The sequence below is a fragment of the Pseudomonas sp. CCI4.2 genome (assembly GCF_034350045.1).
In the GTDB taxonomy this organism is placed as follows: domain Bacteria; phylum Pseudomonadota; class Gammaproteobacteria; order Pseudomonadales; family Pseudomonadaceae; genus Aquipseudomonas.
The window spans coordinates 4,183,600-4,208,571 of sequence record NZ_CP133781.1; the positions used below are offsets into that span (position 1 = coordinate 4,183,600).

At 55.0% G+C, this 24,972-nt stretch carries 19 protein-coding genes and 2 pseudogenes; 12 read left to right on the plus strand and 9 right to left on the minus strand.

What is annotated here, in order from left to right:
* Positions 1-160 precede the first annotated feature (160 nt).
* Together RHM65_RS25470 and RHM65_RS25475 are read left to right on the plus strand one after the other, a co-directional pair.
* Positions 161-364, plus strand: a pseudogene (locus RHM65_RS25470) (HAMP domain-containing protein); the annotation flags it as partial.
* 153 nt (positions 365-517) lie between these two features.
* Positions 518-1,222, plus strand: a complete 705-nt coding sequence (locus tag RHM65_RS25475) for a methyl-accepting chemotaxis protein (RefSeq protein ID WP_416195074.1) — start codon at positions 518-520, stop codon at positions 1,220-1,222.
* A 224-nt stretch (positions 1,223-1,446) separates the two neighbouring features.
* Here RHM65_RS25475 and RHM65_RS18995 read toward each other — a convergent pair whose 3' ends face one another.
* Entirely contained in the window at positions 1,447-2,538 is a 1,092-nt protein-coding gene (locus RHM65_RS18995; RefSeq protein WP_322170421.1) for a flavin reductase, read from the minus strand.
* A 109-nt stretch (positions 2,539-2,647) separates the two neighbouring features.
* Positions 2,648-3,607: a LysR family transcriptional regulator gene (locus tag RHM65_RS19000; RefSeq protein ID WP_322183905.1), complete on the minus strand. Its 960-nt coding sequence runs from the start codon at positions 3,605-3,607 to the stop codon at positions 2,648-2,650.
* Positions 3,608-3,816: 209 nt separating this feature from the next.
* On the opposite strand from RHM65_RS19000, the gene RHM65_RS19005 reads away from it, so the two are divergent.
* The 5 genes from RHM65_RS19005 to RHM65_RS19025 all read left to right on the plus strand — a co-directional run bounded on the left by RHM65_RS19005 (position 3,817) and on the right by RHM65_RS19025 (position 9,837).
* Complete coding sequence (locus RHM65_RS19005) at positions 3,817-5,181, plus strand: LLM class flavin-dependent oxidoreductase (RefSeq protein WP_322170415.1); 1,365 nt, start codon at positions 3,817-3,819, stop codon at positions 5,179-5,181.
* 11 nt (positions 5,182-5,192) lie between these two features.
* Complete coding sequence (locus RHM65_RS19010) at positions 5,193-6,557, plus strand: acyclic terpene utilization AtuA family protein (RefSeq protein ID WP_322170412.1); 1,365 nt, start codon at positions 5,193-5,195, stop codon at positions 6,555-6,557.
* On the plus strand, positions 6,554-6,865 hold the full coding sequence (locus RHM65_RS19015) for a DUF4387 domain-containing protein (RefSeq protein WP_322170410.1): 312 nt from the start codon (positions 6,554-6,556) through the stop codon (positions 6,863-6,865). The genes RHM65_RS19010 and RHM65_RS19015 overlap by 4 nt, the downstream gene beginning before the upstream one ends.
* Before the next feature lie 47 nt (positions 6,866-6,912).
* A complete protein-coding gene (locus RHM65_RS19020; protein ID WP_322170407.1) occupies positions 6,913-8,301 on the plus strand; it encodes an MmgE/PrpD family protein in 1,389 nt (462 codons plus the stop codon).
* Positions 8,302-8,394: 93 nt separating this feature from the next.
* A complete protein-coding gene (locus RHM65_RS19025; RefSeq protein WP_322183907.1) occupies positions 8,395-9,837 on the plus strand; it encodes an MFS transporter in 1,443 nt (480 codons plus the stop codon).
* 267 nt (positions 9,838-10,104) lie between these two features.
* On the opposite strand, the pseudogene RHM65_RS19030 reads toward RHM65_RS19025, so the two are convergent.
* The 4 genes and pseudogenes from RHM65_RS19030 to RHM65_RS19045 form a co-directional block, all read right to left on the minus strand.
* Positions 10,105-10,329, minus strand: a pseudogene (locus tag RHM65_RS19030) (DUF2188 domain-containing protein).
* 23 nt (positions 10,330-10,352) lie between these two features.
* On the minus strand, positions 10,353-13,796 hold the full coding sequence (gene ligD / locus RHM65_RS19035) for a DNA ligase D (protein WP_322170402.1): 3,444 nt from the start codon (positions 13,794-13,796) through the stop codon (positions 10,353-10,355).
* A 377-nt stretch (positions 13,797-14,173) separates the two neighbouring features.
* Positions 14,174-14,614, minus strand: coding sequence for a tryptophan-rich sensory protein TspO (tspO, locus tag RHM65_RS19040; protein ID WP_322170399.1), 441 nt, complete (start codon positions 14,612-14,614; stop codon positions 14,174-14,176).
* A gap of 436 nt (positions 14,615-15,050) precedes the next feature.
* Positions 15,051-15,449, minus strand: coding sequence for a hypothetical protein (locus tag RHM65_RS19045; protein WP_322170396.1), 399 nt, complete (start codon positions 15,447-15,449; stop codon positions 15,051-15,053).
* A gap of 281 nt (positions 15,450-15,730) precedes the next feature.
* On the opposite strand from RHM65_RS19045, the gene RHM65_RS25480 reads away from it, so the two are divergent.
* The 5 genes from RHM65_RS25480 to RHM65_RS19065 all read left to right on the plus strand — a co-directional run bounded on the left by RHM65_RS25480 (position 15,731) and on the right by RHM65_RS19065 (position 20,694).
* A complete protein-coding gene (locus RHM65_RS25480; protein ID WP_369124692.1) occupies positions 15,731-15,901 on the plus strand; it encodes an ATP-binding protein in 171 nt (56 codons plus the stop codon).
* Positions 15,902-16,235: 334 nt separating this feature from the next.
* The gene (fae, locus tag RHM65_RS19050; protein WP_322170393.1) at positions 16,236-16,748 is read left to right on the plus strand and encodes a formaldehyde-activating enzyme; all 513 of its coding nucleotides are present in this window, start codon (positions 16,236-16,238) and stop codon (positions 16,746-16,748) included.
* An 8-nt stretch (positions 16,749-16,756) separates the two neighbouring features.
* Complete coding sequence (locus RHM65_RS19055; RefSeq protein ID WP_322170390.1) at positions 16,757-17,791, plus strand: aldo/keto reductase; 1,035 nt, start codon at positions 16,757-16,759, stop codon at positions 17,789-17,791.
* Positions 17,788-19,221, plus strand: a complete 1,434-nt coding sequence (locus tag RHM65_RS19060; protein ID WP_322170388.1) for an NAD-dependent succinate-semialdehyde dehydrogenase — start codon at positions 17,788-17,790, stop codon at positions 19,219-19,221. The genes RHM65_RS19055 and RHM65_RS19060 overlap by 4 nt, the downstream gene beginning before the upstream one ends.
* Before the next feature lie 78 nt (positions 19,222-19,299).
* Positions 19,300-20,694 (plus strand): MFS transporter, encoded by a 1,395-nt coding sequence (locus RHM65_RS19065; RefSeq protein WP_322170385.1) that lies wholly within the window; start codon positions 19,300-19,302, stop codon positions 20,692-20,694.
* A gap of 50 nt (positions 20,695-20,744) precedes the next feature.
* Here the strand turns inward: RHM65_RS19065 and RHM65_RS19070 are convergent, their stop codons facing one another.
* The 3 genes from RHM65_RS19070 to RHM65_RS19080 form a co-directional block, all read right to left on the minus strand.
* Positions 20,745-21,620: a LysR substrate-binding domain-containing protein gene (locus RHM65_RS19070; RefSeq protein ID WP_322170383.1), complete on the minus strand. Its 876-nt coding sequence runs from the start codon at positions 21,618-21,620 to the stop codon at positions 20,745-20,747.
* Positions 21,621-22,044: 424 nt separating this feature from the next.
* On the minus strand, positions 22,045-23,151 hold the full coding sequence (locus RHM65_RS19075; RefSeq protein ID WP_416194776.1) for a hypothetical protein: 1,107 nt from the start codon (positions 23,149-23,151) through the stop codon (positions 22,045-22,047).
* Positions 23,152-23,320: 169 nt separating this feature from the next.
* Positions 23,321-24,970, minus strand: coding sequence for an ABC transporter ATP-binding protein (locus RHM65_RS19080; RefSeq protein WP_322183909.1), 1,650 nt, complete (start codon positions 24,968-24,970; stop codon positions 23,321-23,323).
* Positions 24,971-24,972: the final 2 nt, after the last annotated feature.

The window sequence follows — 24,972 nt, forward strand, 5'->3', positions numbered from 1 at the left end:
CGAAGAAAAGGTAGTAATGGCCAGTACTCTGGATATGGCCTGGACCGACTTTTACGACCAGACCACTGCGTTCATGGCGAGCACCTACCAGCTTAACGATGCAACGCTAGTGCTGGTCCGTCATGAACTTGAGCAGAGGCTGCTGCAGAACCGCCTGCATATGGTTTGGCTTGCGGGTGGGCTGGCGCTGGTGTTTCTGCTGATCGTTTATTTGTACGCGTCGTTCTATGTATCGACTGTCAGCACCTTGAAGAGCCTCGGGGCAATGATGGACAAGGTTGCTGCGGGCGATATGACTGTGAGCTTCGAAGCGAAAAGTCGAGATGAGTTGGGGGAACTGGGCCGGGTGTTCAATGGTACTGTAAAAAAAATTCACGGCCTAATCGATCGGGTCGGCCAGACGGTGGTCGAGGTCCAGCGTCAGGCCGATCGGGTCGAGGCAGTTTCCGGCGCCAGCAACCAGGCTGTCGCCGGGCAGCGTGGTCAGATCGAGCAGGTGGCCACGGCGATGAACCAAATGTCTGCCACCGCGCAGGAAGTTGCCCGAAACGCTGCGGCGGCAGTGAGCAGCGCGCACAGCGTGAACGACGAGACGGTAACTGGACGCGAGCTGGTCGAGTCCCAGCTTGGCAGCATCCAGCAACTGGCTACCGAAATAGAAACCTCAGTGCAAGTGATCAACCAACTGGCAACCGACAGCACGGCCATCGGCCAGGTACTTGAGGTGATCAAAAAAATCGCTGGCCAGACCAACCTGCTGGCCCTGAACGCTGCTATCGAAGCGGCGAGGGCAGGTGAGCAGGGCCGCGGTTTTGCGGTGGTCGCTGACGAAGTACGTAACCTCGCCAAACGCACTCAGCAATCCACCGAAGAAATCGAGCACATGATCGTCCGCTTGCAGGGTGGCGTCGGAGCTGCGGTTGCCGCCATGGGTACAAGTCATCGTATGGCCAGCGGCACGTTGGGGCAATCGGACAAGGTGCAGCAGGCGTTGAAAAATATCCTTGGCGCGGTTGGTACCATAGTCGAGCAAAACCAGCAGATCGCCGCCGCAGTCGAACAGCAAACTGCGGTGGCCCGTGATATCGATCAGAACATCGTGGCTATCAACCATGCGGGTGAGCGCACTGCCGAGGGTGCTCACCAGGCAGAGCAGGCAAGCCGTGAACTTGCTGCCCAGGTGGGTGAGCTAAAGTCGCTGATTGGAGCGTTTCGGGTCTAGCGTAGTTCATTCCACCACCCTGACCAGGGCGGCGTCCTTAAACTAAACTTCCGCCAGTTGGTTTCATCGATATCCTTTGAGATGGGACTGCAAACGTAGCTATCCGGCATTGTCGATTTTGTTGACGCTAATGCGAACAAAATAATGCCTGGAAAAGTTTATCGATATCATCCAATAGAATTCCGGTGTATTGCGAATGGCAGTGGCGGGGATTTGAAAGCCAATTAAATTTGTTTCGTTTGCCGAACTAAACTCATCAGCCGTTTAGCGGCGTTTGTGAGCGCATTTGGTAAGTGACCATCACAGTCTGCACTTAAGCGGCCAGCTGGCGAAGTGACCGACAACGCTAAGATCATCTGCCCATCGCTGAAAATCGGTACGCTGAACGCATTTACAGTCTGCAGATGAAGCGGCGACGGCTGGGAGCGTGCAGCTTGAGCAAATCCTCGACTACGTATCACATCCAGTTCGTGCTCGAAGCGCTCTCGTTGCGTTGCCGCGTCCTCACCTTCCTCGCGATATTGGCGCAGTTCTTCAGATATCAAGTTCTTGGTCATCTCGTCAGGCAGAAATGCTGCGAACGCGCGTCCAGTTGCAGATTGCGTGACAGGCATTACTAATCCTAACCGTAACTGCTGGCTCACAGGTTGGCTGGAAGGCTCCCAGTAAATTGCAGTTGGACCGTGATTTCCCCAGACGGCTAAACATAGCGTATGACCACCCATTTCTTCGGCCAATTGTGGTAGTTCTTGGATAACTCGCCGAACGCTGGCCATTTGTGTCGGCGTTGAAGTACCAAGGTGCAACGCGAGCGGACCCAAGTCATGGCTATAGGCGACCATATACTTACCACTACCAAACGCTAAGGGCCGCTTACAGGACTCACCGATACCCTCAACCCGACCAAGAAATACTACGTGATCGCCCCCTGGATACGCTGCTACTTTGGTGCACTCTAGGTGCGCTGCTGCGCCCACTAAAAGAGGAATATCGCCTAGTCCGTTGCTATGAGCAATAGAGCTGAATTTGTCATCTTGTGATTTCGCGAAATGATTGGAAATCGCGATCTGATCATCAGCAAGTATATTGATGGTGAAGCGGTCGCTATCGCGAAAAGCCGGGTAGCTGCTTGAACTCAGAGATTGGCTCCAGAGCACCAACGGCGGATCAAGGGATACAGAACTGAAAGAATTGGCGGTCACGCCAAACGCTTTACCTGATGGGTCACGCGTAGTGACGACGGTGACCCCAGTCAGAAATGTGCCGAGCACGTTGCGTAGCTGGCGTTGATCAAATTCCGTAAAAGTTGTGGTCATAGCGGCTCTCCTGAAGTAGTCCGTCTTGTAGGAGAACAAGTCTAATCACGAGGCAGGACTCTAACAATTTGCGAGTGTCAATCGCTCTATAGGAGCTGCGAATAAATGATCAAGCTTTAGCCGAGGTTTCGGCCGCCTCGAGTGCCATATGTTGGCGCAAGAACTCGCAAAAGCTGGTGACGGCGGTGCTCTGATCGATTTTTTGTGAATAAGCGATTCCAAAGTCACGATGCAGATCCAGTCCTTCCAATAAGACGATCCGCGTTCCTCGTTCATCGTTGCGCTTAGCGATGACATGCGGTAACAGCGTTACGCCCATTCCGGCATCAAGCATCCCGAGTAAGGTGTTCAGGTTGCCGACAGATTTTACCGGTGGCATTACCAGGCCTTGCTGTTCTAACACTTCAGCAATCTGGGCACGAAGCGATCGATATTGCTCAATCACCATCAACGGATAATTCACCAGCATCGCAGGTTCGACGCTGCGAAACTTTGCAAGCGGGTGCTGAGCCGGCACCACTAACACCATTTTTTCGCGCCAAAGTAGCTCCCGTTGGTAGCGCTCACTGCGAGGTTCGAAAGCGATGACAGCGAAGTTGGCCGCGCCGCTGTCTAGAGCAGCAAGGGCTTCGGGGTATTGGAGGTCGAGTAGTTCCACCTGCACGGAGGGATAGCGCTGCGTATAGGCTTGAATTACGGGTGGCAGCGTGAGCGCGGCGAGCATCGGAGTTGCGGCAATCACAACGCATTGGCGCGCCAGTTGGGTCTCATTGCGCAGGTCGCCAATTACTTTAAACAGACCTCGCAGGGCGGTTGAAGCCTCGATTGCCAGGCGTGTGCCATCGGCGGTCAGTTCAACTCTGCGAGTCGTTCGTTCGAGTAGTTGGATTCCGAGGATCGACTCCAACCGTTGCACGCGACTGGTTACAGACGGTTGGGTGACATGTAGTGATTCCGCTGCTTGGCTAAAGCTGCCGCATTCGGCGACCGCAAGGAAGGTTTCCAGTTCGACCAGTTTGATCCCCATCGCCGAAATTGGCTCGTGCAGTGAAGAAATGGAACTCGACATAGGGAAAAGACACTTTGATGATTTATTTTAATTTCAAATAAGTCTATCGCAGAAGGTGATTTGTTCAAGCGTTATTTATCGCCAAAGATGAGCCCTGCTTTTAGTAAGGTCCTTGTTTCACGGTCACGCTCCATACATTGATGGCGCGGACGCGTTAAACGACCGGGGCTGGGGCATGAGCCTCATCATTTTGTCGGAGAAAAATAAAAATGAGTTCCAAAATACCGCGTCAGATCAGCATGGTCGCCTTTATGCAGGCCCAGAATTGTTCCAATTATGTGGGTTCATGGCGCCATCCTGCGACTATGAATGATTTTATGGAGCCTGAATATTACCAGCGTATCGCACGTACGCTGGAAGACGGTTTGTTCGACATGGCGTTCTTCGACGACCGGCTTGCAATGCCTGATATCTTCGGGGCTGACCACCACGAAACGGTTGCACATGGCATTCGGGCGGTGAAACTCGATCCGACGCCAGTACTAATGGCTATGGCAGCCGTCACTAGTAAGCTTGGTCTCGGCGCAACTTACTCGACCACTTACTACGAGCCGTACCATGTTGCTCGTCTCTTCGCCACGCTCGATCTAATGACAAAGGGCCGCGTGGCTTGGAATGTTGTTACTTCGTTAAATGACTCAGAAGCTGAAAACTTCGGCCGGGACGCGCATGAAGAGCACGACCTGCGCTATGACCGCGCTGACGAATTCATGGAAGTCGTAATGGGTCATTGGGATAGCTGGGAAGATGATGCGTTAATTCTTGATAAAGTGGGCGACCGCTTCGCAGATCCGGATAAAGTGCATCGTCTTGACCACGCGGGGCGCTTCTACAAATCGCGCGGACCATTCACCGTCCCGCGATCCAAGCAGGGAAGCCCAGTGATTCTGCAGGCTGGACAGAGCGGTCGTGGAATGGCATTCGCTGCACGTTGGGCGGAATTGGTGTTTGGTGCATATCCAAATTTAGAAATTGGCAAAAAGCAATATGCCCACTTGAAAGAAGCTACCCAGGCGGCTGGTCGAGATCCAGCAACTGTGAAGGTTGCTCCAGCGGTGAAAATCTTCGTTGCCGAAACCGAAGCGTTGGCAAGAGAAAAGTACGAATACGCTGGCTCATTGGGCCGGCCAATCGATGCGCTTACGCTGCTTTGTGAAGCGCTCAACGTCGACTTTTCGACCCGTCCTTACGATAAGCCATTTAGCGACGCTGAACTGGCCACAGTATCTTGGCACAGCCTTCGAGATCAGGTCATCCGCATCAGCGGTAAGAAGAACCCTTCGGTACGTGACTTTGTCGAGTGCAGCGGGCGCGGCACCATCAAAGAAGGCCCTGCGTTCATCGGCACGCCAACCCAAGTTGCAGATCAGATGGTTGAGTGGTTCGAGAATTGCTGCGACGGATTTGTATTGCAAGCCACCTCAATGCCCGGAACCTATGAAGATTTTGTCCGCTTAGTAGTGCCTGAACTGCAGCGTCGTGGTCTCTACCGCAAGGAGTATCCGGGCCAGACCTTGCGCGATACGTTGGATATTAAAAGGCCGACAACCCGCGCCTGGCGCAAATACGTCTGAGGATAATGGTCATGAAAGAAATCAAAATCCTCACCCCGATCGGGATGCTTGGCTACGGTGTGCCCGAGGTTGACTTCGAGGCAGGGCTCGAGGCCGGTGCAGATGTCGTGATCGTCGACTCCGGATCCACCGATCCAGGACCTTACCAATTGGGCCTTGGCGAGACTCTTGCCAAGCCCGAGGCATACGTCCGTGACCTGCGTGTGATGCTTAAGGGTTGTACGGCACGCGGCGTGCCGCTGCTGATTGGTTCTGCTGGCGGTCCAGGCACGGCAAAACACGTCGACGACATGGTGGAGACCATTCAGCGTATCGGCGCCGAGTTGGGCAAGTCACTGAAGATAGTTGCGATATATGCCGACGTTGATCCAGGGTTGGTAAGCGCGCGTTTTGCCGCAGGGCGCACTCAGTCTTGTGCCTCAGCTCCAGAGCTAACCCAAGCAGACATCGATCAGAGCGTGCACATTGTCGCTCAGATGGGCGCTGAACCTATTTATCAGGTGCTGCGTGAGCATCCCGATGTAGACGTAGTTGTGGCCGGACGCGCTTACGATCCGGCGCCTTTCGCTGCTTTCTGCATGTTGCATGGCATCGAACCGGGCATTTACTGGCACATGGGCAAGATAATGGAGTGTGGTGGTGCCTGCGCTGAACCGAAGGGCAAGGTGATTCTCGCCACGGTGCGGGCCGACAGCTTCGATCTGGAACCATTGAATCCAGCCGAGCGTTGCACACCTACGTCAGTCGCTGCTCATACGTTGTACGAGAAGAGCCGTCCAGACTTGCTGGCCGGTCCTGGCGGCGTGCTCGACCTTCGCAGTTCGAAATATGAAGCGCTCGACGACCGCCGAGTCCGCGTCAGTGGCAGCATTTTCCATCCAGCGTCGACCTACCAGGTAAAGCTCGAAGGTGCTGCGATTGATGGTTATCGGACAATCTTCATCGGAGGTGTTCGTGATCCAATCCTGATTGCCATTATCGATAAGGCACTGATTTCCATACGCCAATATCTGCAAGGTTATTACCCTGAGATGGCCAGCGGAGAAGCGCAAATAAACTTCCACGTATATGGCAAGCACGCGGTGATGGGAAAGCGCGAACCCTTAAGTCACCACGAGCCTCACGAGGTTGGCATTCTTGGAGAAGTTACCGCTTCGACACAAACATTGGCCAATGCCATTTGCAGCACTGCGCGCATCGCCATGCTGCACATGCCTTATCCGGGGCAGATGGCAACTGGCGGTAACTTCGCGATTCCGCTCAATCCGCCGGAGAATCCTATTGGTGCTGTTTGCAGATTCTCGCTTTATCACCTGATGGACGTGGAGTCGCCCTGTGAACTGTTTCCAAGCAAGGTGATAGAGGCCCATGTATGACAGCGCTGAAGAGCTTGGCCCAAGTAATACGTAGTAAGAATTCAGGCCCGTTCGAAATTACTTTCGATGTCATTTTCGCTGATCGCCAGCGTTACGAACGTGTCCGCACCAGTCGCGTACTGACGCAGGAGCTGATCACTGAGTTGTACCAGATTCCTCCTGGCGAACTGATTACTTTCATGTTTTTTGAGCCCGCGCTCGCGTTCAAATTCACCATCAAGCGTCATGGCAATCAGGGTGGAATAGGGGAGCGCGACACTTTTGGCGCACAGCAACACGCACTGTTGCTGGACATCGATATTCCTTGAGCTACCGCCGCTCTTCAAAACAAAACCAAGATTCGGAGAGAACCCTTATGAACACACATCAAGCGCCGACGTCACCTACTGATTCCGAGCGGATTGCTGCTTTTGCCTTGCAGCTAGATCTAGATGCAATTCCAGCCGAGGTGCAGATACTTGCCAAGGAGCATCTGCTGGACGTTCTTGGCATTGCCTTGGCTTCCTCTCGTTTCGAATTCGGCCGCGTAGCCATTGAGGGTGCACGCGCACTCGGCAAGGGAGACGAGGCCACTGTATTGGGGACCGGAGAGCGCCTTCCGGCAACTTCTGCCGCGCTGGCTAATGGCATCCTCGCTCATAGTTTGGATTTCGACGATACCCACATTGGTGCTATCTACCACGCCAGCGCTCCAGCCATGGCGGCGGCATTGGCTGCCGGCGAGGCGACCGAAGCCAGCGGCCGCGAGGTTCTGACCGCGTTCATCATTGCTTTGGAGATCGGATGCCGACTGGGCACCGGCGCTGCCGGCAAGCTCCACGTCCGAGGCTTCCATCCAACCGCGCTGTGCGGCACCTTTGCCGCTGCTACTGCTGCTGGCCGCCTCAACAAACTTGGATACCCTGCATTGGTATCAGCTTTGGGGCTGTGCGGAAGCATGGCGGCGGGCATCCTTGAAGTTGGACAGTCTTGGCTTAAGCGCTTGCATCCGGGCTGGGCCGCACATGGAGGTCTGAGTGCGGTGGCGCTCGGGCGAGTGGGTTTCCTTGGACCCAATACCGTACTCGAAGGCTCACACGGCTTTTATGCGACTCACGTGCAATCTGTGCCGCAGGGTGAGCACTCTCCAGCTCATGGTCTCGGCGAGACTTGGCAAACTCTCGGCATCGCCCTAAAGCCATATCCCTGCTGTCATTTCATCCACGGATTTGTCGACGCCGCATTGGAGTTGCGTGGCCAGTTCGACCTGGATGAGGTCGAGCGCATCGAATGCCCGCTGACTGCGATGTTGCACCCGATGGTTGGCGCACCACGCGAGCGTTGCATTGAACCTCCGACCGTCTATGCGGCGCTTTTCAGTGTGCATTATGTGGTGGCGCTCGCACTCACCAAGGGGCGTGTCGATTTGGTAGCGTTTTATGACGAGCCGATCAGCGATCCTAAAGTGCTGGAAGTTGCGGCAAAGGTGCATTGCATCGATGACATCAACAGCGATTTTCCTAAGCATTTTCCGGGGGAGGTGATTGTCACGCTCAAGGACGGGCGCGTCTTTCGTTGCCGTAAGCCCACCAGCCTTGGAACGCCGGAAGTACCCCTGTCGCGGGCCGAGATCGAGGTCAAGTTCTTTGCGAACGCTACCCGTGCGATTAGTCGCGAAGCGGCCGAACAAATCGTTGATGTAGTGTTGAATTTGGAAAAGGCTGAGTCTCTTGGCCAGCTCATGGCGCTTTGCAGCGCCAGTTGATGCATCCGAGGTGCGCTGCTTGCTGGCGCACCGTTCTGCGGCGAGACCTACAGTCAAGCCGAACGATAAAAATAAGAGAGCAGGAGTATTTCTGTGCGTGAACACATCCTTGATGACTCTGCCAATACGGCTGCGACGTCTCTCTCCGATTCCATTTCGGCTGGCGACATCGCCGCCCGGCTCGACCGACTTCCGGCAACCCGCTCGGTTTGGACTATGGTGCTGTTGCTGGCGCTTGGGTCGTTCTTTGAATTTTACGAAATATTTTCTACGGCCTACGTCATGCCAGGGTTGATCGCGAGTGGGATTCTCACTACAACAACGGAAAGTTTCTTCGGTATGACCGGCGCGGCGAGTTACATCGCGGCTACCTTTGTCGGCATGTTCCTCGGCGTTCTGTTGTTCGGCCAAGTCGCCGACCGATTCGGCCGTCGCACTGTTTTCACCTGCGCTCTACTGGGCTACTCGATTGCCTCGGCAATTATGGCCTTCCAGACTGACGCTCATACGCTCAACATCTGGCGACTCGTCGCTGGTGTGTTCCTCGGCGTAGAAATCGTCACCATCGACACTTACCTGAGCGAGCTCGTACCAGCCCGGATTCGTGGCCGCGCCTTCGCCATTCTGAGAATGTGCAGCTTCATCGCCGTGCCCATGGTGGCATTGATCGCCTACCTTTTGGTACCAACCACGTTGCTCGGCTACGAGGGGTGGCGATGGGTCTTCTGGATCGGCTCCTGTGGTGCACTGTTCATCTGGTTCCTGCGCCGTGGTTTACCAGAGAGCCCGCGCTGGCTAGCCAGCCATGGCCGTTTAAAGGAGGCGGACGCGGTCCTGCGTCAATTGGAGGCGAGGGTACAGACTCATTATGGTAAGGCGCTGCCGAAGCCGACGCCAACGCAGGGAGTCGTGCTGAAAACTCGGGAGCAGGTGAGCTTCACCGAAATATGGAGCCGACACTACCGCGGTCGCACCCTGATGTTGCTGTTGTGTCAGGTGGCGATGGGCATTGCACTTTTTGGTTTCTCAAACTGGATGCCCACGTTCCTTGTTGAGCATGGCATTGGGCTCACCAAGAGCCTTGAGTACGGCCTGATAATTTCTTGCGTAACACCTCTCGGTCCATTGGTGGCGTTCTTTTTCGCCGATCGAATTGAGCGTAAATGGCAATTACTCGTTGCTGGTAGCCTGATGATTTTCGGTGGTCTGTTATTTGTCGAGGTGCGAGGTATGTTGCCGCTGATCCTGGCAGGTTCGTTAATCACACTGGGCGCAACCGTCGTGCCGATGGTCGTACATACCTATCAAACTGAACTTTACCCCACCCGCAACAGAGCGCTTACAACTGGTTTTGTGGTCGCTATTGGGCGGCTCGGTGGGGCAATGAGCGGGTTCCTGATCGCTGCTGCGCTGAAGTATGCGGGCGTGTCCGGCGCACTCATGCTGATCTGCGGTGCCATGGCAGTATCAATGTTGTCGATCATCCTATTTGGACCTCGCACTCGCGGGCGCTCATTGGAAGAGCTTAACCGTTAGGGCCTCCTGAATCAGGCGCCTCACCCCTCATATTCCTCCACTGTACAGGCCGCATAGACTTCTCATTGCATCATGAGAAGGGCTTTGCCCGAAAAGCCCAAATTCACACGGCGTCGAAATCCAGGCCAAGATCGGCCAGCGTCTAGAAGGAAGAGCATGCACAGAGCTTGCGCATTGGACATCCACTCGGCGTCATGGAGGTCAAAATTGTGTGCAAGGCTGATGGCGGTAGGAGTGTCACTGTAATCAGCACCCCTGATTTTAACCCTAGCCCTTGGACTTAGTCGGATCAGCGCTGCGTGGGTAGGTACGTTCCTCTTGAGTCGTGCCATCGTCTTGATGGATTGTGAGCGAAGCCGTCTTACCGTCCAAAATCTTAACTGCGAGCTTCGTAATCTCTTATTTAGTGGCGGCGGTTTTCGATGCGCGCTCCGCACCTTGCTTGGTAAGCGCCCAGCCTTTGTCGGTTTGTCGATGTGAGTTGTTGTCGATTTCATTCTCCGGTTTTTTGAGTTTCACTTGAGGCCAACACGCCTGCGCATTTCAGCCGTAATCGTTTGTCGAGTTTTGTTCAGGTCAGCCCAAGGATCCTTGTCTAACTGACCCAATCGTTCATGGATGTTCTGGATATTCCAGACATTAGCGCCTTTGATCTCCAGCAATTCTTCACGGAAAATCGGCACCGAGACCGGCAAACCTTCGCGGGTGCGAACCCCGTAAGCACATGCAGTCGTTGCGCCCAGGCCGTTTCGCAGGTAGTCGATGAAGATTCTCCCGACGCGGTTTTTCGGCCCGGAAACGGCGGAGAAACGATCAGGGAGTAGTTTGGCGATATGTTTAACAATGGCATGGCTGAAGCTTTTGACGGCTTCCCAGTCGTCTTTTGGCGTAAGCGGCACAACCAAGTGGATTCCTTTGCCTCCGCTTGTTTTCAGAAATGACTTGAGCCCGAGTTCATCCAGAACGGTTAGCGTCAACTGAGTGGCCTCGACCATGCTCTTCCAAGGCAGCACGGGGTCTGGATCGAGATCGAGGATGAAACGGTCGGGTCGCTCAAGATCTTTGGAGACAGCATTCCACGTATGCAACTCGATGGTGCTCATTTGGACGGCACCCACCAGGGCTTCGATGTTGTTGATCAACATCACGGGGTGGCCGGTGTATTCCTTGCCCATGGTTTCAATGCCGGGTATGGCGAGACGGTCTGCGTTTTTTTGGAAAAACAATTCACCGGCGATGCCTTCAGGTGCGCGCACCAATGCGACGGGACGATTGGCAAGTTCGGGAAGCAGCCAGTCTGAGACGCCGATGTAGTAATCGGCAAGATCACGCTTGGACGAACCGCTGACGGGGTCGATTACCCGCTCGGGGTGGGTCAGTCTGATCTTGCCAGTCGTCTTGGAGGCAGCTGTTTTAACTTCGGGGGCCTGATTGTCTAGCGGGGTTTTTACAGGTGGTTTGGACGGTGTCTGCTTCTTTTCGGCTATTGGCGGAGCAGGGCGCTCTTCGGTAATTGCCTTCGCCGGCTTGTCATTGCGCATGCCATGAAAAACTGCGTGCCGTACAGAACCTTCCTTGGTGATTTCCGCGAATGCGACTTCCGCCAGCAGTACGGGCTTGAGCCAATGAACCCCTTTGGCTTCAAAGCCTGTTGGTGGATTGACGACCGCCGCCTTCTTCATTTCAAGCGGCACAAGCTGATCGAAGATTGTATTCAACGTGGCTTCGTTGAATCCGGTACCGACTTTTCCCGCGTACCTTAGTTCGCCGCTATCGGCGTCATGCAGTCCCAATAGCAGGGCTCCGAATTTACTGCGAGCGCCCTTGGGTTCGCTATAACCGACCACAATAAACTCTTGCCGCCGTTTGCACTTCAGCTTGATCCAGTCGCCGCTGCGGCGCGAGGTGTATGAGCTGCCGACTCGCTTACCAATCAGGCCCTCCATCTTCATCTGGCAGGCACTGTTCAGAAGAGCATCGGGCTCCTCGCCAAAATCTTCTGAGAACCTGAGTATGTCGTCTTCACTGCGCTCCAGCAGTTGTGATAACGCGGCGCGACGCTGCTGAAGGGGCACTTCCCGCAGATCCATACCGTTGAGATAGGGCAGGTCGAACAGGTAGTAGACGATGTTGCCACTGCGACCAACTTCAAATGCGTTTTGCAGCGCTTGGAAATCGGGAACACCTTCGTCGTTGGCGACGACCATTTCTCCATCTAGCCATGCCGATTCAAGCGCAAGACCGGCGATGGCTTCGGCTTGGCGAGGAAGTTTGTGCGTCCAGTCATGACCATTGCGGGTAAACAACTGAACTTTGCCAGCGTCAATTCTGGCCATGATGCGATAGCCATCAAACTTAATTTCGTAACGCCAATCACCGCCAGGCGCTGACTCCACCAACGTTGCCAATTCTGGTTTTATACTGTCAGGCATCTCGGCTGCTTGGGCCCCGGTTAGTTGAGTGTTGCCAGTCTTTTTCTTCGCAGCCGGTACTGTTTCAACGGGCTTAGGGGCGGCGGCCTTTCCCCCATGAGTTTTGGCGATAATCGTCCGCTCGCTTAACACGCTGTCAGGCAATTCCTTGACGACGTCGTACTCTGATTCAGGGCGGGCGAAATCGTCTTGGTGCTTAATCAAAAACCACGGTTTTTGTTTTCCTTCGCTGTGGCCTTTGACCAAGTTCCAGAGACCGCTGAGCTTTTCTCCCTGCAATTCGAATTTGAGCCGCCCCTGGGAATAGGCCTCGGCGGGGTCTGACAGTGGTTTCCAGACGCCACGATCCCAGACGATCACATCGCCAGCGCCATAATGCCCCTCGGGGATGCTGCCTTCGAACGTTGCATAATCAATCGGGTGATCTTCGACATGCATGGCCAAGCGTTTTACTTGGGGATCGAGTGAAGGCCCCTTGGGAACAGCCCAGCTTTTCAACGTGCCATCCAGTTCCAGGCGGAAATCGTAATGGAGGCGGGATGCGTCATGCTTTTGAATGCAAAATTGTAAAGCCGCTGGCGCTTTTGCCTTGTGGTTTACGGCGAACTTGGTTTTTTTAGCACCCGAAGGCTCCGGGGTGGCTTCGAAGTCCCGCTTGCGGTTGTACTCTTCAAGATTCGGATGGGACTTTGATGCTAAAGGCGCAACGTCAGTCTTCTTTGCGTTTTTCTTGGGCTTTTTCGGGGACTCCGCGATTCTGATCCATGTGGGGGCATGATCACTGGCATGCTCCTCACCTCGCACCCAGGCGTCCACTCCTGCCTCTTGTAGGCGAGGGGCCAGTACCGGGTTTAACAGGAGATGGTCGATGCGCAGACCTGAATTGCTCTGCCAGTGCCCGCGAAAATAATCCCAAAATGTATATACGCGCTCCTCTGGATAAAGATGCCGCAGCGAGTCGAGCCAGCCTTGACCCAAGAGTCGCTCAAAACACTCACGGCTTTCGGGCTGCAGCAGTGCGTTCTTAAGCCAGGAGCGCGAGTTATAGATGTCCATGTCGGTCGGTACGACATTGAAATCGCCCGCAAGAACAACAGGGTGGTCACTGGATTGTAGCGTTTTGGCATGTTCAATTAGATGCTCATACCACCTGAGCTTGTATTCGAACTTTGGCCCAGGTTGGGGATTTCCATTGGGCAGATACAGGCACGCTACGATAAGGCCGTGTGCGGCGGCTTCCAGATAACGGGACTGTATGTCTTTCTCTTCGCCAGGAAGACCTTTCTGGATGAGCAGCGGCTCCGAGTCTCGGGCCAGAATGGCCACCCCGTTCCAAGACGCTTGGCCCAGGTGCAACGATCCGTAACCCGCAGCTTCGAGTTCCCGTGCGGGGAAGTCTTTATCCTGAGCTTTGAGTTCTTGCAGGCAAACGATATCGGGCTGCTCTCGCTCAAGCCACTGTTTAAGGTTCGAGAGCCGTGTATTGATGCCGTTAACGTTGAACGTCGCTACCTTCAGCGTTTTCATCTTCCGTTCCTTCGACTTTTCAAGACCTTCTTATCTGAGGTCTGGCAGTCGAATGAGTTCGGGATTTTGGTGAGCTCGATGTAGCCAGGGAAGAAACTACCTGGCGCCTTCGATATGCTGATCGTCTGGTGTCATTTCGAGCGTTGCCATGCCGCCCGTGGGATTTCGTAGACTGCGCCGGTCAGGCAACTGCGAAGCTATAGATATAGGCCGTGGTCGCCCCCTGTAGCTCAACGTGTATGTCTGAAGTTAGACGACTGTCCTCTCCAAAACAGCGTTCACGCGTTCTTTCCAGATGCAATATTGGCCCTCCAATATCCAAGCGGGCATACCGCTTCCACGCTGAGAATTATGACGACGAACCATCTTCGTTTTCGTCATTTATTGTGACGAAGGATTGAGAAATTCAATGCAGCTGCCACCGAGAGCCACGCCAGGTAGGGGAATAGAATAAGCCCTGTAACGATGTCTAGCTGCAGAGCCATCACGACCATCGCGGCCACAACGATCCACAGCAGAGCAAGAATTACCATCGCAGCGACGATGTTGTTCGCTCCAAAAAACACCGGTGTCCACAACGTATTAAGTGCAATCTGAGCGGCCCATAAAGCCAGCACTGTCTCGCTGCCAGGAAGCAGAGTTAGGCGATATCCTGCCCACGCGAGAAGCAAATAGAGGGTCGTCCAAGCCACCGGAAACGCCCAATTCGGTGGAGTGAAGCTCGGTTTTTGAAGCGCTTCATACCATGCCCCAGGTTTGAAAATGATACCGGTAGCTGCAGCTGCGCAGCATGCTAGAAGAAAGATGAAGAAGGTCATAGGTCGTCCTAGGCCAAATTAATCGGGATGTAGAGGGGGAGTGGGTATCTCGGGATTGGATGCTCATACAAAGAAAAGTCGGTATCCAAGTCTTTGGAGCATCGCCACAGTCGTCCTTTGACAAAAGGAATAGTGCCCGTCAGGCGTGGTTGGATACATCGTTGGCATTCCTCCGGATGGTTAGCTTACCGCCCAGCGTACTGACGTGCGCAATTGCGAATCCTGTTGGACTGACCCTTTCTCAGGATCACGCGCGGCTGAAGTGCGCGGGTTGAACATGACGGTGATGTAGACGAGCGATCGGCAGCACGGCAATGGCTACAGCTACTGCTGGGGCCTGATGGGGAATGTCTCGGAATCCGTGTTCAATAATAGCGTTTTAGCTCATGCGCTTGGTCAATCATCTAACATCAACGGGGTGCAAGATTTTGAAATCTCACAGGCAAGCTACTTTGTCATTTTTGGCGATGGTATTACCTTTGCTGTCAATAAGGGTCACCGTCACATTCCTGCCGAGGCCACTGCTCTCCACCAAGTCGTAACGTTGATTCGGTAAAAAATCCCTAAAACTGAGAGCCGCAAGGCAAGTACGACGTCTTTCTTGGTAGTCCCATTTGACTATTCCAAGCTCCATTTTGTGTTCTCCGGAAGAAACGATGAAATATTTTAATTTTTTCGATCGTTCTTCGTCTAATCGTCTTGCAATCATCTCGTCACCAGGCTGTGCCTGCAGGTTAACCTTGGATTGGCCATCTTCCAGAGTTGTAGGCTCGGTCGTGCAGCCTGCTAAGCCCTGAAGGAGAATTAAAGTGCAGATGATCTTGATAGGGTTCATAGGTGCTTCTGCTAGAGGCTCAATGAAAGCTAGACCCGCAGGTCGGAACTAATACCCATAGCCGATTCCGAAATTGAACGGAGGATGCCCGTTCCAATGTTTATCGTCTGGACAAAAATAGCTAAGGCTTTTTATTAGAGGCTTCACGCACTATCTGCGTCAAGATTCGAGCGATTGCCGGTCTTTTAAAGTGTTGGCAGCAGGATAGGGCGGTCGTTGGTATCCGTGCGGCGAACACGCCTTCCAGACACCGATGCCAAAGGCGAAGGTGTCCACCTAAACTGAACACCTTCGCCGCCAAATGGCCTGCACTGGCGCAACAGGCGGCCGAAAAAGAGACCAGTTACGCCGATTTTCTGGAGCAATTATTACTCACTGAAAAATGGTCTCGATTGGAGCGTCGACGAGAGGCCCTGCTCAATTTTCGGGGCTTCCCGCTGTCAAAACCTTGAGCAATACAATTACACGCTTCATCTGCGCAGCAGACCTGACCCAGTATTTCAGCCGAGTAGTACAGCGCGCAAAATTACTGATTATCGACGAGATCGCTCGGTATGACCTTAACTCATGGCCTCATGATTTTTAATGGTTGTCGCCCCTTCAATCCCCAATGCTAAAAAGTCGCAAATCAGCTCCCCAACAAAAAGAGCGTTTGCAACCATGACTCACCATCACTGCCACGTCTTCGCCAGTTACGTACTGCGCTCTTCGAACCCCGATTTTTATCACGCAGCCTACACCTGCGTGCATTTCTGACCACCCAAAATCCCTGAAGAGTAATAACTCATGAAAGAACTCGACTTGTACATCGGTGAAGGCTTCGAAGGTCCAGGCGTCAACGCAGCACACATTAATATTCTTATCGGCCCACGCAATGGCCCAGCGGGTCAGGCTTTCGCAAATAGCCTTGCGTCACCCAGCCAAGGGCATTGCCCGTTCATGGTGATCGCTCAGCCCAATATTCCGGTCAAACCCATGACCCTTTATGTCAACAAAGCAGCCATCGGCAGCGAGTTGCATGGCAATGCCACGTGGGGCGCGTCCCAAGCGGGGATCGCCAAAGCTGTTCTGGAATCGTTGCTGGACGGCACCTTACCGCCTGAAGCCGAAGACGAGTGGGCGATTGTGACCGCGAACTGGGTCAACCCGGCCTGCAACGACCTGGATGCGGTGTACCGCAACAACTACAACGCCTGCCGCACGGCGATTCGAGCGGCCCTTTCCGGTAAACCGGAAAAAGCACAACTGACGGATGTGGTCGACCACATCAGCAACCCTTTCTACACGCCAAAAGCCTGAGGTTTCCCATGGAATATATTCGTTTGGGCAATTCCGGCCTGCAAGTCTCCCGCCTGTGCCTGGGCACCATGAACATGGGCACCCCGGACTGGAAACCATGGATATTCAATGAGCAGCAAAGCGAGCCGATCGTCGCGCACGCGCTGGACAATGGGGTGAACTTCATCGACCTGGCGGACTTTTATTCCGCTGGTGTGGGTGAGGAAGTGGTGGGGCGTATCGTCAAGCGTCTGGCCCGTCGCGAAGACTTGGTCATCACCACTAAAGTCGGTTATGGAACACGCAATGGCCTCAACGTCAGCGGTCATTCGCGCAAGCACATCATGGACAGCATCGATGCTTCGCTCAAGCGCCTGAACATGGAGTACGTCGATGTGTTCATGTTGCATTACTTCGACGTGAACACACCGGTGGAAGAAACCATGTGCGCCATGAACGATATCGTGCGCTCCGGTAAAGCACGTTACATCGGCGTGTCGACCATGCTTACAGGACAACTGGCAAAAGTCCTCTTGGCCTGTGAGCGCAACGGTTGGGTCAAGCCCATCAATATGCAGCTGCAACTTAACTGCGCTTACCGCGAAGAAGAGCGAGAGATGATTCCGTTCTGCCGCGATCAAGGTTTGGGTATCTCGGTGTTTAGCCCATTGGCCCGCGGGCTGTTGACCGGGGACGTACAGTCGACACGCAACCAGACCGACCTGTTTACCCAGCAGATGTACAGCGACGATGCATCGTTTGCGATTGCCCATTCAGTGCAGCGTGTTGCCCGCGCCCGTGGTGTGTCCAACGCACAGATTGCCCAAGCGTGGGTCGCCAACCATCCAGGGGTGGATTGCATGCTGGTGGGTGCTGACACCACTGCACAATTCGACAGCGCGCTGGCAGCGCTGGAAACCCGATTTGATGCCGACGAATTGCATGAGCTGGAGCGCAATTACACCCCGTGCGACGTGATCAATGACTACACCGCCGGTAAACGTATTTTGCGTACGGCCCGTCCGGGTGTTGAACGTTTCACTTTGACCGAGGCTGTGGCATGAGCGCGCTGATCCGTAACGGCAATTTCATCGACGGCCAGTGGTCCAGTGGCGGCCCGAGTTATCCCGTACTGAACCCGGCCAATGGCGAATTGATCGCAGAGGTACAAAAAGCCGGTGCTGGGGAAACCAATCGTGCCATCGCTGCCGCCCAGCGTGCCTTGCCGGCCTGGCGCAAACTGACCGCCAAAGAACGCAGCCAGCGTCTCAAGCGCTGGAGCGACTTGATGCTGAGCCATCAAAAAGAACTGGCAACCTTGCTCAGCCGCGAGCAGGGCAAGCCACTGGCCGAAGCCATGGGCGAAGTGGTGTACGCCGCAAGTTTCCTGGAATGGTTCGCCGAAGAAGCCAAACGCGCTTACGGCGACGTCATTCCAAGCCATAAGCCTGATGCGCGGATCATCGTCGTCAAAGAGGCCATCGGCGTAGTAGCGGCAATTACCCCATGGAATTTCCCGCTGGCCATGGTCACTCGCAAAGTCGGCCCAGCACTGGCAGCCGGTTGCACAATGATCCTCAAACCCTCGGAAGAGACGCCGTTGTCAGCCTTCGCCTTGGCCGTGTTGGCCGAGCAGGCGGGTATCCCAGCCGGCGTATTTAACGTCGTTTCCGGTGACGCGGTGGCCATCGGGGGCGCGCTGCAAGCTTCCAGCGTCGTACGCAAACTATCGTTTACCGGCTCCACCCGCACGGGCAAATTGCTCATGCGTCAGGCCGCCGACACCTTGAAAAAGGTCTCGTTGGAATTGGGCGGTAACGCGCCGTTTATTGTATTTGACGACGCCGATCTGGATGCCGCCGTCAAGGGCGCCATGGCCTCCAAGTTTCGCAATACCGGGCAGACGTGCGTATGTGTTAACCGCTTCTTTATCCAAGACGGCGTCTACGAAGCTTTCACCGGCAAACTGGCTGAAGCGGTCGCAGCGATGCGCATCGGAAGCGCCTTGGAAGGCGACACCGAGCAAGGTCCGCTGATTAATGCCGCGGCGCTGGCCAAGGTTGAGCTTCACGTTGGTGATGCACTGGCCAAAGGTGCCACGTTGTTGTGCGGTGGTCGCCGTCACGCACTGGGCGGCACGTTCTATGAACCAACAATTCTGATTGATGCCAACAGCGACATGCTGATCGCTCAGGATGAAACCTTTGGCCCAGTGGCTGCCTGTTTCCGATTTCAAGACGAAGCCGAGGTGCTGCAACGAGCCAACGATACGCCCTACGGGTTGTCAGCCTACTTTTACAGCCGTGACATCGGCCGGGTGTGGCGCATGGCCGAAGGGCTGGAGGTCGGTATGGTCGGCATCAACGAAGGGATAATCTCCACTGAAGTCGCTCCCTTTGGTGGAGTGAAGGAATCAGGGCTGGGCCGCGAAGGTTCTCGGTATGGCCTTGAGGATTATCTGGAGATCAAATACCTGTTGATGGGCGGTTTGTAACACAGCGGCGCCTTCGTACGCGGGGGCGCCTGATGTTCGACGTTTTACTCCCTGAAAAATAAGAAAAAGGAGAAGAATATGTCGGTTCAACCGATAAAGATCGATGACCTGCCCATTGGGCGCTTTCACATCAAAATCGCCGGCCTGACGTTCGGTGCGCACTTTACAGACGGTTATATTCTCGGGCTTATTGGCATCGCGTTTACGCTGCTTAGCCCGCAGATGCATTTGGATGCACTGTGGCAAGGATTGATTGGTGCTTCGGCTCTGATCGGGTTATTTCTCGGTAGTCTGTTCTTTGGCTGGATCGCCGACAAAACGGGTCGGCAGAAGATCTTCCTGGTGAGTTTCGTATTGATCACTGTGGCATCGGTGATGCAGTTCTATGCCCAAACGCCCCTGCAGTTGTTTTTATGCCGAGTGCTTATCGGCATCGGTTTAGGCGGTGATTTCAGTGTCGGCCACGCCATGCTTGCCGAGTTTGCGCCCAAGAAAAACCGCGGTGTGTTGTTGGGATCATTCAGTGTGATCTGGACTTTCGGTTATGTCGCGGCGACGTTCGTTGGCACCGCCATGCTCAGCTTGGGTGATGACGCATGGCGCTGGATGCTGGCCTCTTCGGCGATCCCCGCCGCGTTGATTCTAGTTGCCCGTATCGGCACGCCAGAGTCGCCACGCTGGTTGGTCAATCAGGGGCGCATTGCCGAAGCCCGCGCCATCGTCAAGAAGCACTTGGGTGACAACGTCGAACTGGACGAAACCCAATCCACTGAAACGCGTTCTGGCTATGCGGTGCTGCTAAGCCCCGAATACCGTAAGCGTACCGCTTTCAACTGCCTGTTCTTCGTCTGCATCGTGATGCCGTACTTTGCTATCTACACCTTTCTGCCGTCGATCCTGAGCAAGATGGGTTTAGCCGAAGGGTTTGGTACTGAATTGATGCTGAACATGCTGTTGATTTTGGGCGCGCTGATTGGCATCTGGTGCACGGTAAAGTTTTCGCGTCGGGGATTTTTGATCAACGCATTTATTGTTCTCGCGGTGGCCTTGCTGATCCTCGCGGTACTGCCGAACAACGCGGTATTTTTCATGATTTTGGCGTTTGGGGTCTTCACGTTGGTGCTGTCGGCGGTGAGTAACCTGGTGGGAGTTTTCCCGGCTGAAAGTTTTCCGACTGAGGTTCGTGCCAGTGGCATTGGTCTGGCGACAGCAGTGAGTCGCCTTGGCTCGGCGATCAGTACGTTCCTGTTGCCGGTCAGTGTGGCAGGAATAGGTTTGAGTCCGACCATGGGCATTCTCGCGGCTATTTTGACCCTAGGTGCGATCATTTCCTGGGCCTGGGCACCGGAAACCAAATCCCTCACGTTAAGCCAAGCATGCAAGGTCCAGGGCACGGTGCAGGTCACAGCTCCGATCCCTGTTCAGGGCAGTCCTTCAACGGCGGTCAACGTGGCGGTGCCACTGGGAAGCTGAAGGCCATCGCCAGTGAAAAAGGGCTCTGTGATGAGCTGGAATCCGCACCTTCAAGGGTTGCTCACCAGCCCCAACCACTCAGTAAACAACCGCACTTTCGATAACCCCAGCTTGTCATTGGCCACGTCCAACCAATATCCATAAGGTCCGATCACCTCCACCGGGGTGATTGGCAGTAGGCTGCCGTTGGACAGTTCCTTTTCGATCATCTGCCGGTCGATGACCGCGAGCCCGCCTCCTGCCAATGCTGTGTGAATGACTTGGTCCAGGGTGCTGAATTCCAGTCCTTGCCCGGCATTGATATCGTCACGACCCATGGCCGCCAACCAGTTCTCCCAGACTCTCAAACGCTTGCCGTCGTGCAGAATGTGCAGCAATGGATGCTGCTGCAGATCCGGTGGCTGGCCGTTGACGAACAACTCCGGGCTCGCTACCGCCATGTGTCGTTCCATCACCAATAATTGACTGCTGCAGTGACTGGCGGCTTCGACACCAAAGCGGATATGGCAGTCGAGTTCAGCGAGGTTATCGTGGCCATTTTGGTGGGTCACACTCAGGCTGATATCAGGGTAGCGCTGGCAGAATGCGCGCAGGTGCGCTGACAAATAACGCGTGGCCCAAGTCGGTGGCGCCACAATTCGCAAGCGCTGGCGCAAGTTGGGCACTCGCACAGATTGCAGGGCACGTTCGATGTGGTCGAACGCTTGCTCCAGATGAGGGGAAAGGGCAATGCCGGTTTCGGTCAGCGACAGTCCTTGCGGGGTACGGATGAAAAGAGCGTGGCCAAGGTAATCTTCGAGTTGCTTGATCTGCCGGCTGACGGCACCTTGAGTGACGTTCAAACCCAAGGCAGCTTGGCTAAAGCTGCGATGCCGAGCAACCTCTTCGAAGACCCGCAGCATATTCAGCGAGGGCAGTTGACGCATGAAAGGATGACTCCACACCTGCCGCCGGTGTTGCGTGGGGCTGGTTTATTGTTTTTGTGGGTGACGCTTCTGTGGTGCTTATCTGACGCTATCTGTAGGGCGTGGTGCAAGGAGTTGTAGTTATTTTGTGTAAGGGGGCCGCCAAGTCTTATGCCTTTACCTCATCTTGTAGGGGCTGCCGAAGGCTGCAATTTTTCCTGACCTGATGAAGGCGGTTTGCCAGGCCATCAGCGCGGTTGGTAACGCGGGCTACCTGAACAACTTTGGTGCGGCATTCGCTGGCAAGCCAGTCTCCCACAGGATTTGGTCAGCCCCAACTAGCCAACCAAACACACATCGCCTGTAGGCGCGAACTTGCTCGCGATGGAGCGCGAAGCAGCGCCGCCGTATTACCGTTAACAAGCTACACGCCGCGCTTTTGCCCTTAGAAGTAATACCCGATATTCGTATACAGCTGATTCTCCCAGTGATTTGTCCCACCGGCGCCCAGGCTCTGCGTATAGCTGCTGCCACCAATGTATGGGTCGTTCTTGCCGTACAGCCATTCTGTGGCGATCCACAGTTTGCTGAACGAGAACGAGGTGCCGAAGATCGCCCGTTGTGAGGTGTTGAAATCGTCATCAGATTTCACGAAGGCGCTGTAGTTGGCGTACAGCTTGACCCCACTGATCAGGTCAAACAGGTGCTTGCCTTCGACGTCGTAACTCAGGTCCGCCACGTACAGGTTGCCACGGGCGGCAACGTTGTAGGTGCCGTCGTAGCCGCCTACGGTGACCAGCGCGTCGGTGCCGGGGTTACGCGGTGACATCTGTTGGCGCGTGGCCTGAACCTGCACGCCCCACGGGCCATTTTTGCCGAGGTAATGCACAGCCACCGCGTTACGACGACCGGTGTTATCGGTATCGCTGTTTTTTAGTTCCGAGGTCAGGCCGGAAATGCCAACTTCGGATTTCCAGCCACCGATGTCCAGTGCCTTGGCCACTCGCAGGACCACGGTGTTGCGTTCCTGGTTGTTGCTGCCATCGACAACGTAGCTGTCAGCTTGGGAGATAGCGCTGGAGTAGGTGTCGCCTTTGCTGGTGCCTTTGCCTTGCCAGGCAGGACGCAAGTAATAACCTGCCTGCACGTTCCAGTCGCCGATTTGCTGGATGTATTTGGTACCTACTTCCTCTAGGTCCTCCAAGCCGATGACGTTACCCAGCGTTTCATAGAAGGTGCTGCCAAAGTAAGGCTGCAGGCCAAATGGCACCTGATTCAGGCCGACCTGGATTTGCTGGTTTGGATTGAATTTATAGCCGACCCAAGCGGACTCGGCAAAGGCTACATCGCCGACGTTATTGGTGTACTGGTAAGGATAAGCCCGCCCGTAAAAGCGGTACTTGGCCGCGCCGATCCACGTGTCAGACGTGTACTTGGCAGTGAGGAATGCCGTGTCGAAGTTAAACTTCTGAATGTCGCGGTCAGGGTCGTAGTCCCAACGGGCACGCACTGCGCCACCGAGGTCGAGGTTGTCGGTCACCTGTATCGCCATGGCTGGCGCCGCGAAGGCCCCTAATACGGGAATTAAAGCAATGGAACGGATAGCACGAGGGGTGAGTGTGCGCAAAGTGAGCTCCGATGTCTGATTTTATAATGGGCAACAGCAGCCCGGACCGCAGCGAATGCGGCGGCACGGGGTAAGGTTTGTTGACTCAGTTGAACTAGGGTCTTATCAGCCTCAACGCAGAGGTTGTTGCGGGTGCCATCGGTATCGCCGAGGCGCCGGGAGCCGCCGCCAGCAAGGTTTGGGTGTAGGTGTTTTGCGGCCGCAAAAGCACCTGTTCCGCCGTGCCGTACTCCACCACTTGTCCTTGGCGCATCACCGCGATGTAATCGCTGATCTGCGCCGCTACGCGCAAGTCATGGGTGATGAACAAAATGCTCAGGTTGAACCGTTGTTGCAACTCGGCGAGCAACTCCAGGACCTGCTTCTGTACCGAGACATCCAGCGCTGAGACGCTTTCATCGGCAATCAGTATTTCCGGGCGCATCGCCAACGCCCGGGCGATACCGATGCGCTGGCGTTGGCCACCGGAAAATTGCCGTGGTTTACGTTTGAGGGCGTCTCGCTTGAGCCCGACTTGCTCTAACAAGTCGCCGGCTTCGGTCCATGCATCCTTGGCCGACAGCCCACGCAGTTGCGCAGCCCGGCCGATAATGTCGCCGACCCGATGCCGTGGGTTGAGCGAACCATAGGGGTCCTGGAAAATCATCTGGATCCGCCGACGATTGGCCGCCAGGGCTGAACCGTTCAAGGCCAGAAAGTCAGTGTCACCGAGCCATACGTGTCCGCTGTCGCTGTCGATCAAGCGAATGGCTGCTTTCACCAGCGTGCTTTTACCAGAGCCCGATTCGCCGACAATTGCCAACGTCTTACCCCGTGGCAACTGCAGCGAAACGTCCTTGAGGGCCGACACCGAGCGACCACCGACAGTGTAGGTTTTGGTCAGGTGCTCAATACGTAACGCAATTTCGCCGTCTGCACTCGGTGCATGCAGTTCAGGGTGCAGGGCCGGCACAGCCGCGATCAGTTTGCGGGTATAGGGGTGTTTCGGCGCGTGCAGCACTTGATCACGCTCGCCAATTTCCACCAGCACACCGCCTTGCATCACGGCGATTCGGTCAGCTATTTCTGCGACCACGCCGAAGTCGTGAGTGATGAACAAAATGCCGTGCTGGCCGCGGCCGCGCAGGTCCCGCACCAGCTTCAACACTTGAGCTTGAGTGGTCACGTCGAGCGCTGTCGTCGGTTCGTCAGCAATCAGCAAATCAGGATTCATCGCCAGTGCCATGGCAATCACCACGCGCTGGCATTGGCCGCCGGAAAGTTGATGGGGGAAACTGTTAGCGATTCGTGGCGGGGCCGGTAACTGCGTAGAAGCAAGCAGTGCCAGTGTGCGTTCGCGGCGCTCGGCAGCAGGCATCGTTGGCGCGTGAATATCGAAAATTTCTTCGACCTGCTGACCGATGCGAATCGCCGGGTTAAGCGCTGCCATGGGCTCCTGGAAAATCATCGCAATACGATTACCCCGCAGCCGGCGCAATGCGGACTCATCCATGCGGCAAATATCGCTGCCGAGAAAGTCGATGACTCCCTCGCTGTGACGCAGGCCCTTGGCGTAGTCGCCCATGATCGCCGCCGACAATACCGACTTACCGGACCCGGACTCGCCGATCACGCACAGGATTTCACCCTTGCGCACGTCCAGGCTGATACCTTTTACAGCGTGGCTGCGGTCAGCGCCCGCGGGCAATTCAATGGAAAGGTTTTCCACACGCAGCACTTGTTGCTGATTAGGTTGGGGACTCATGC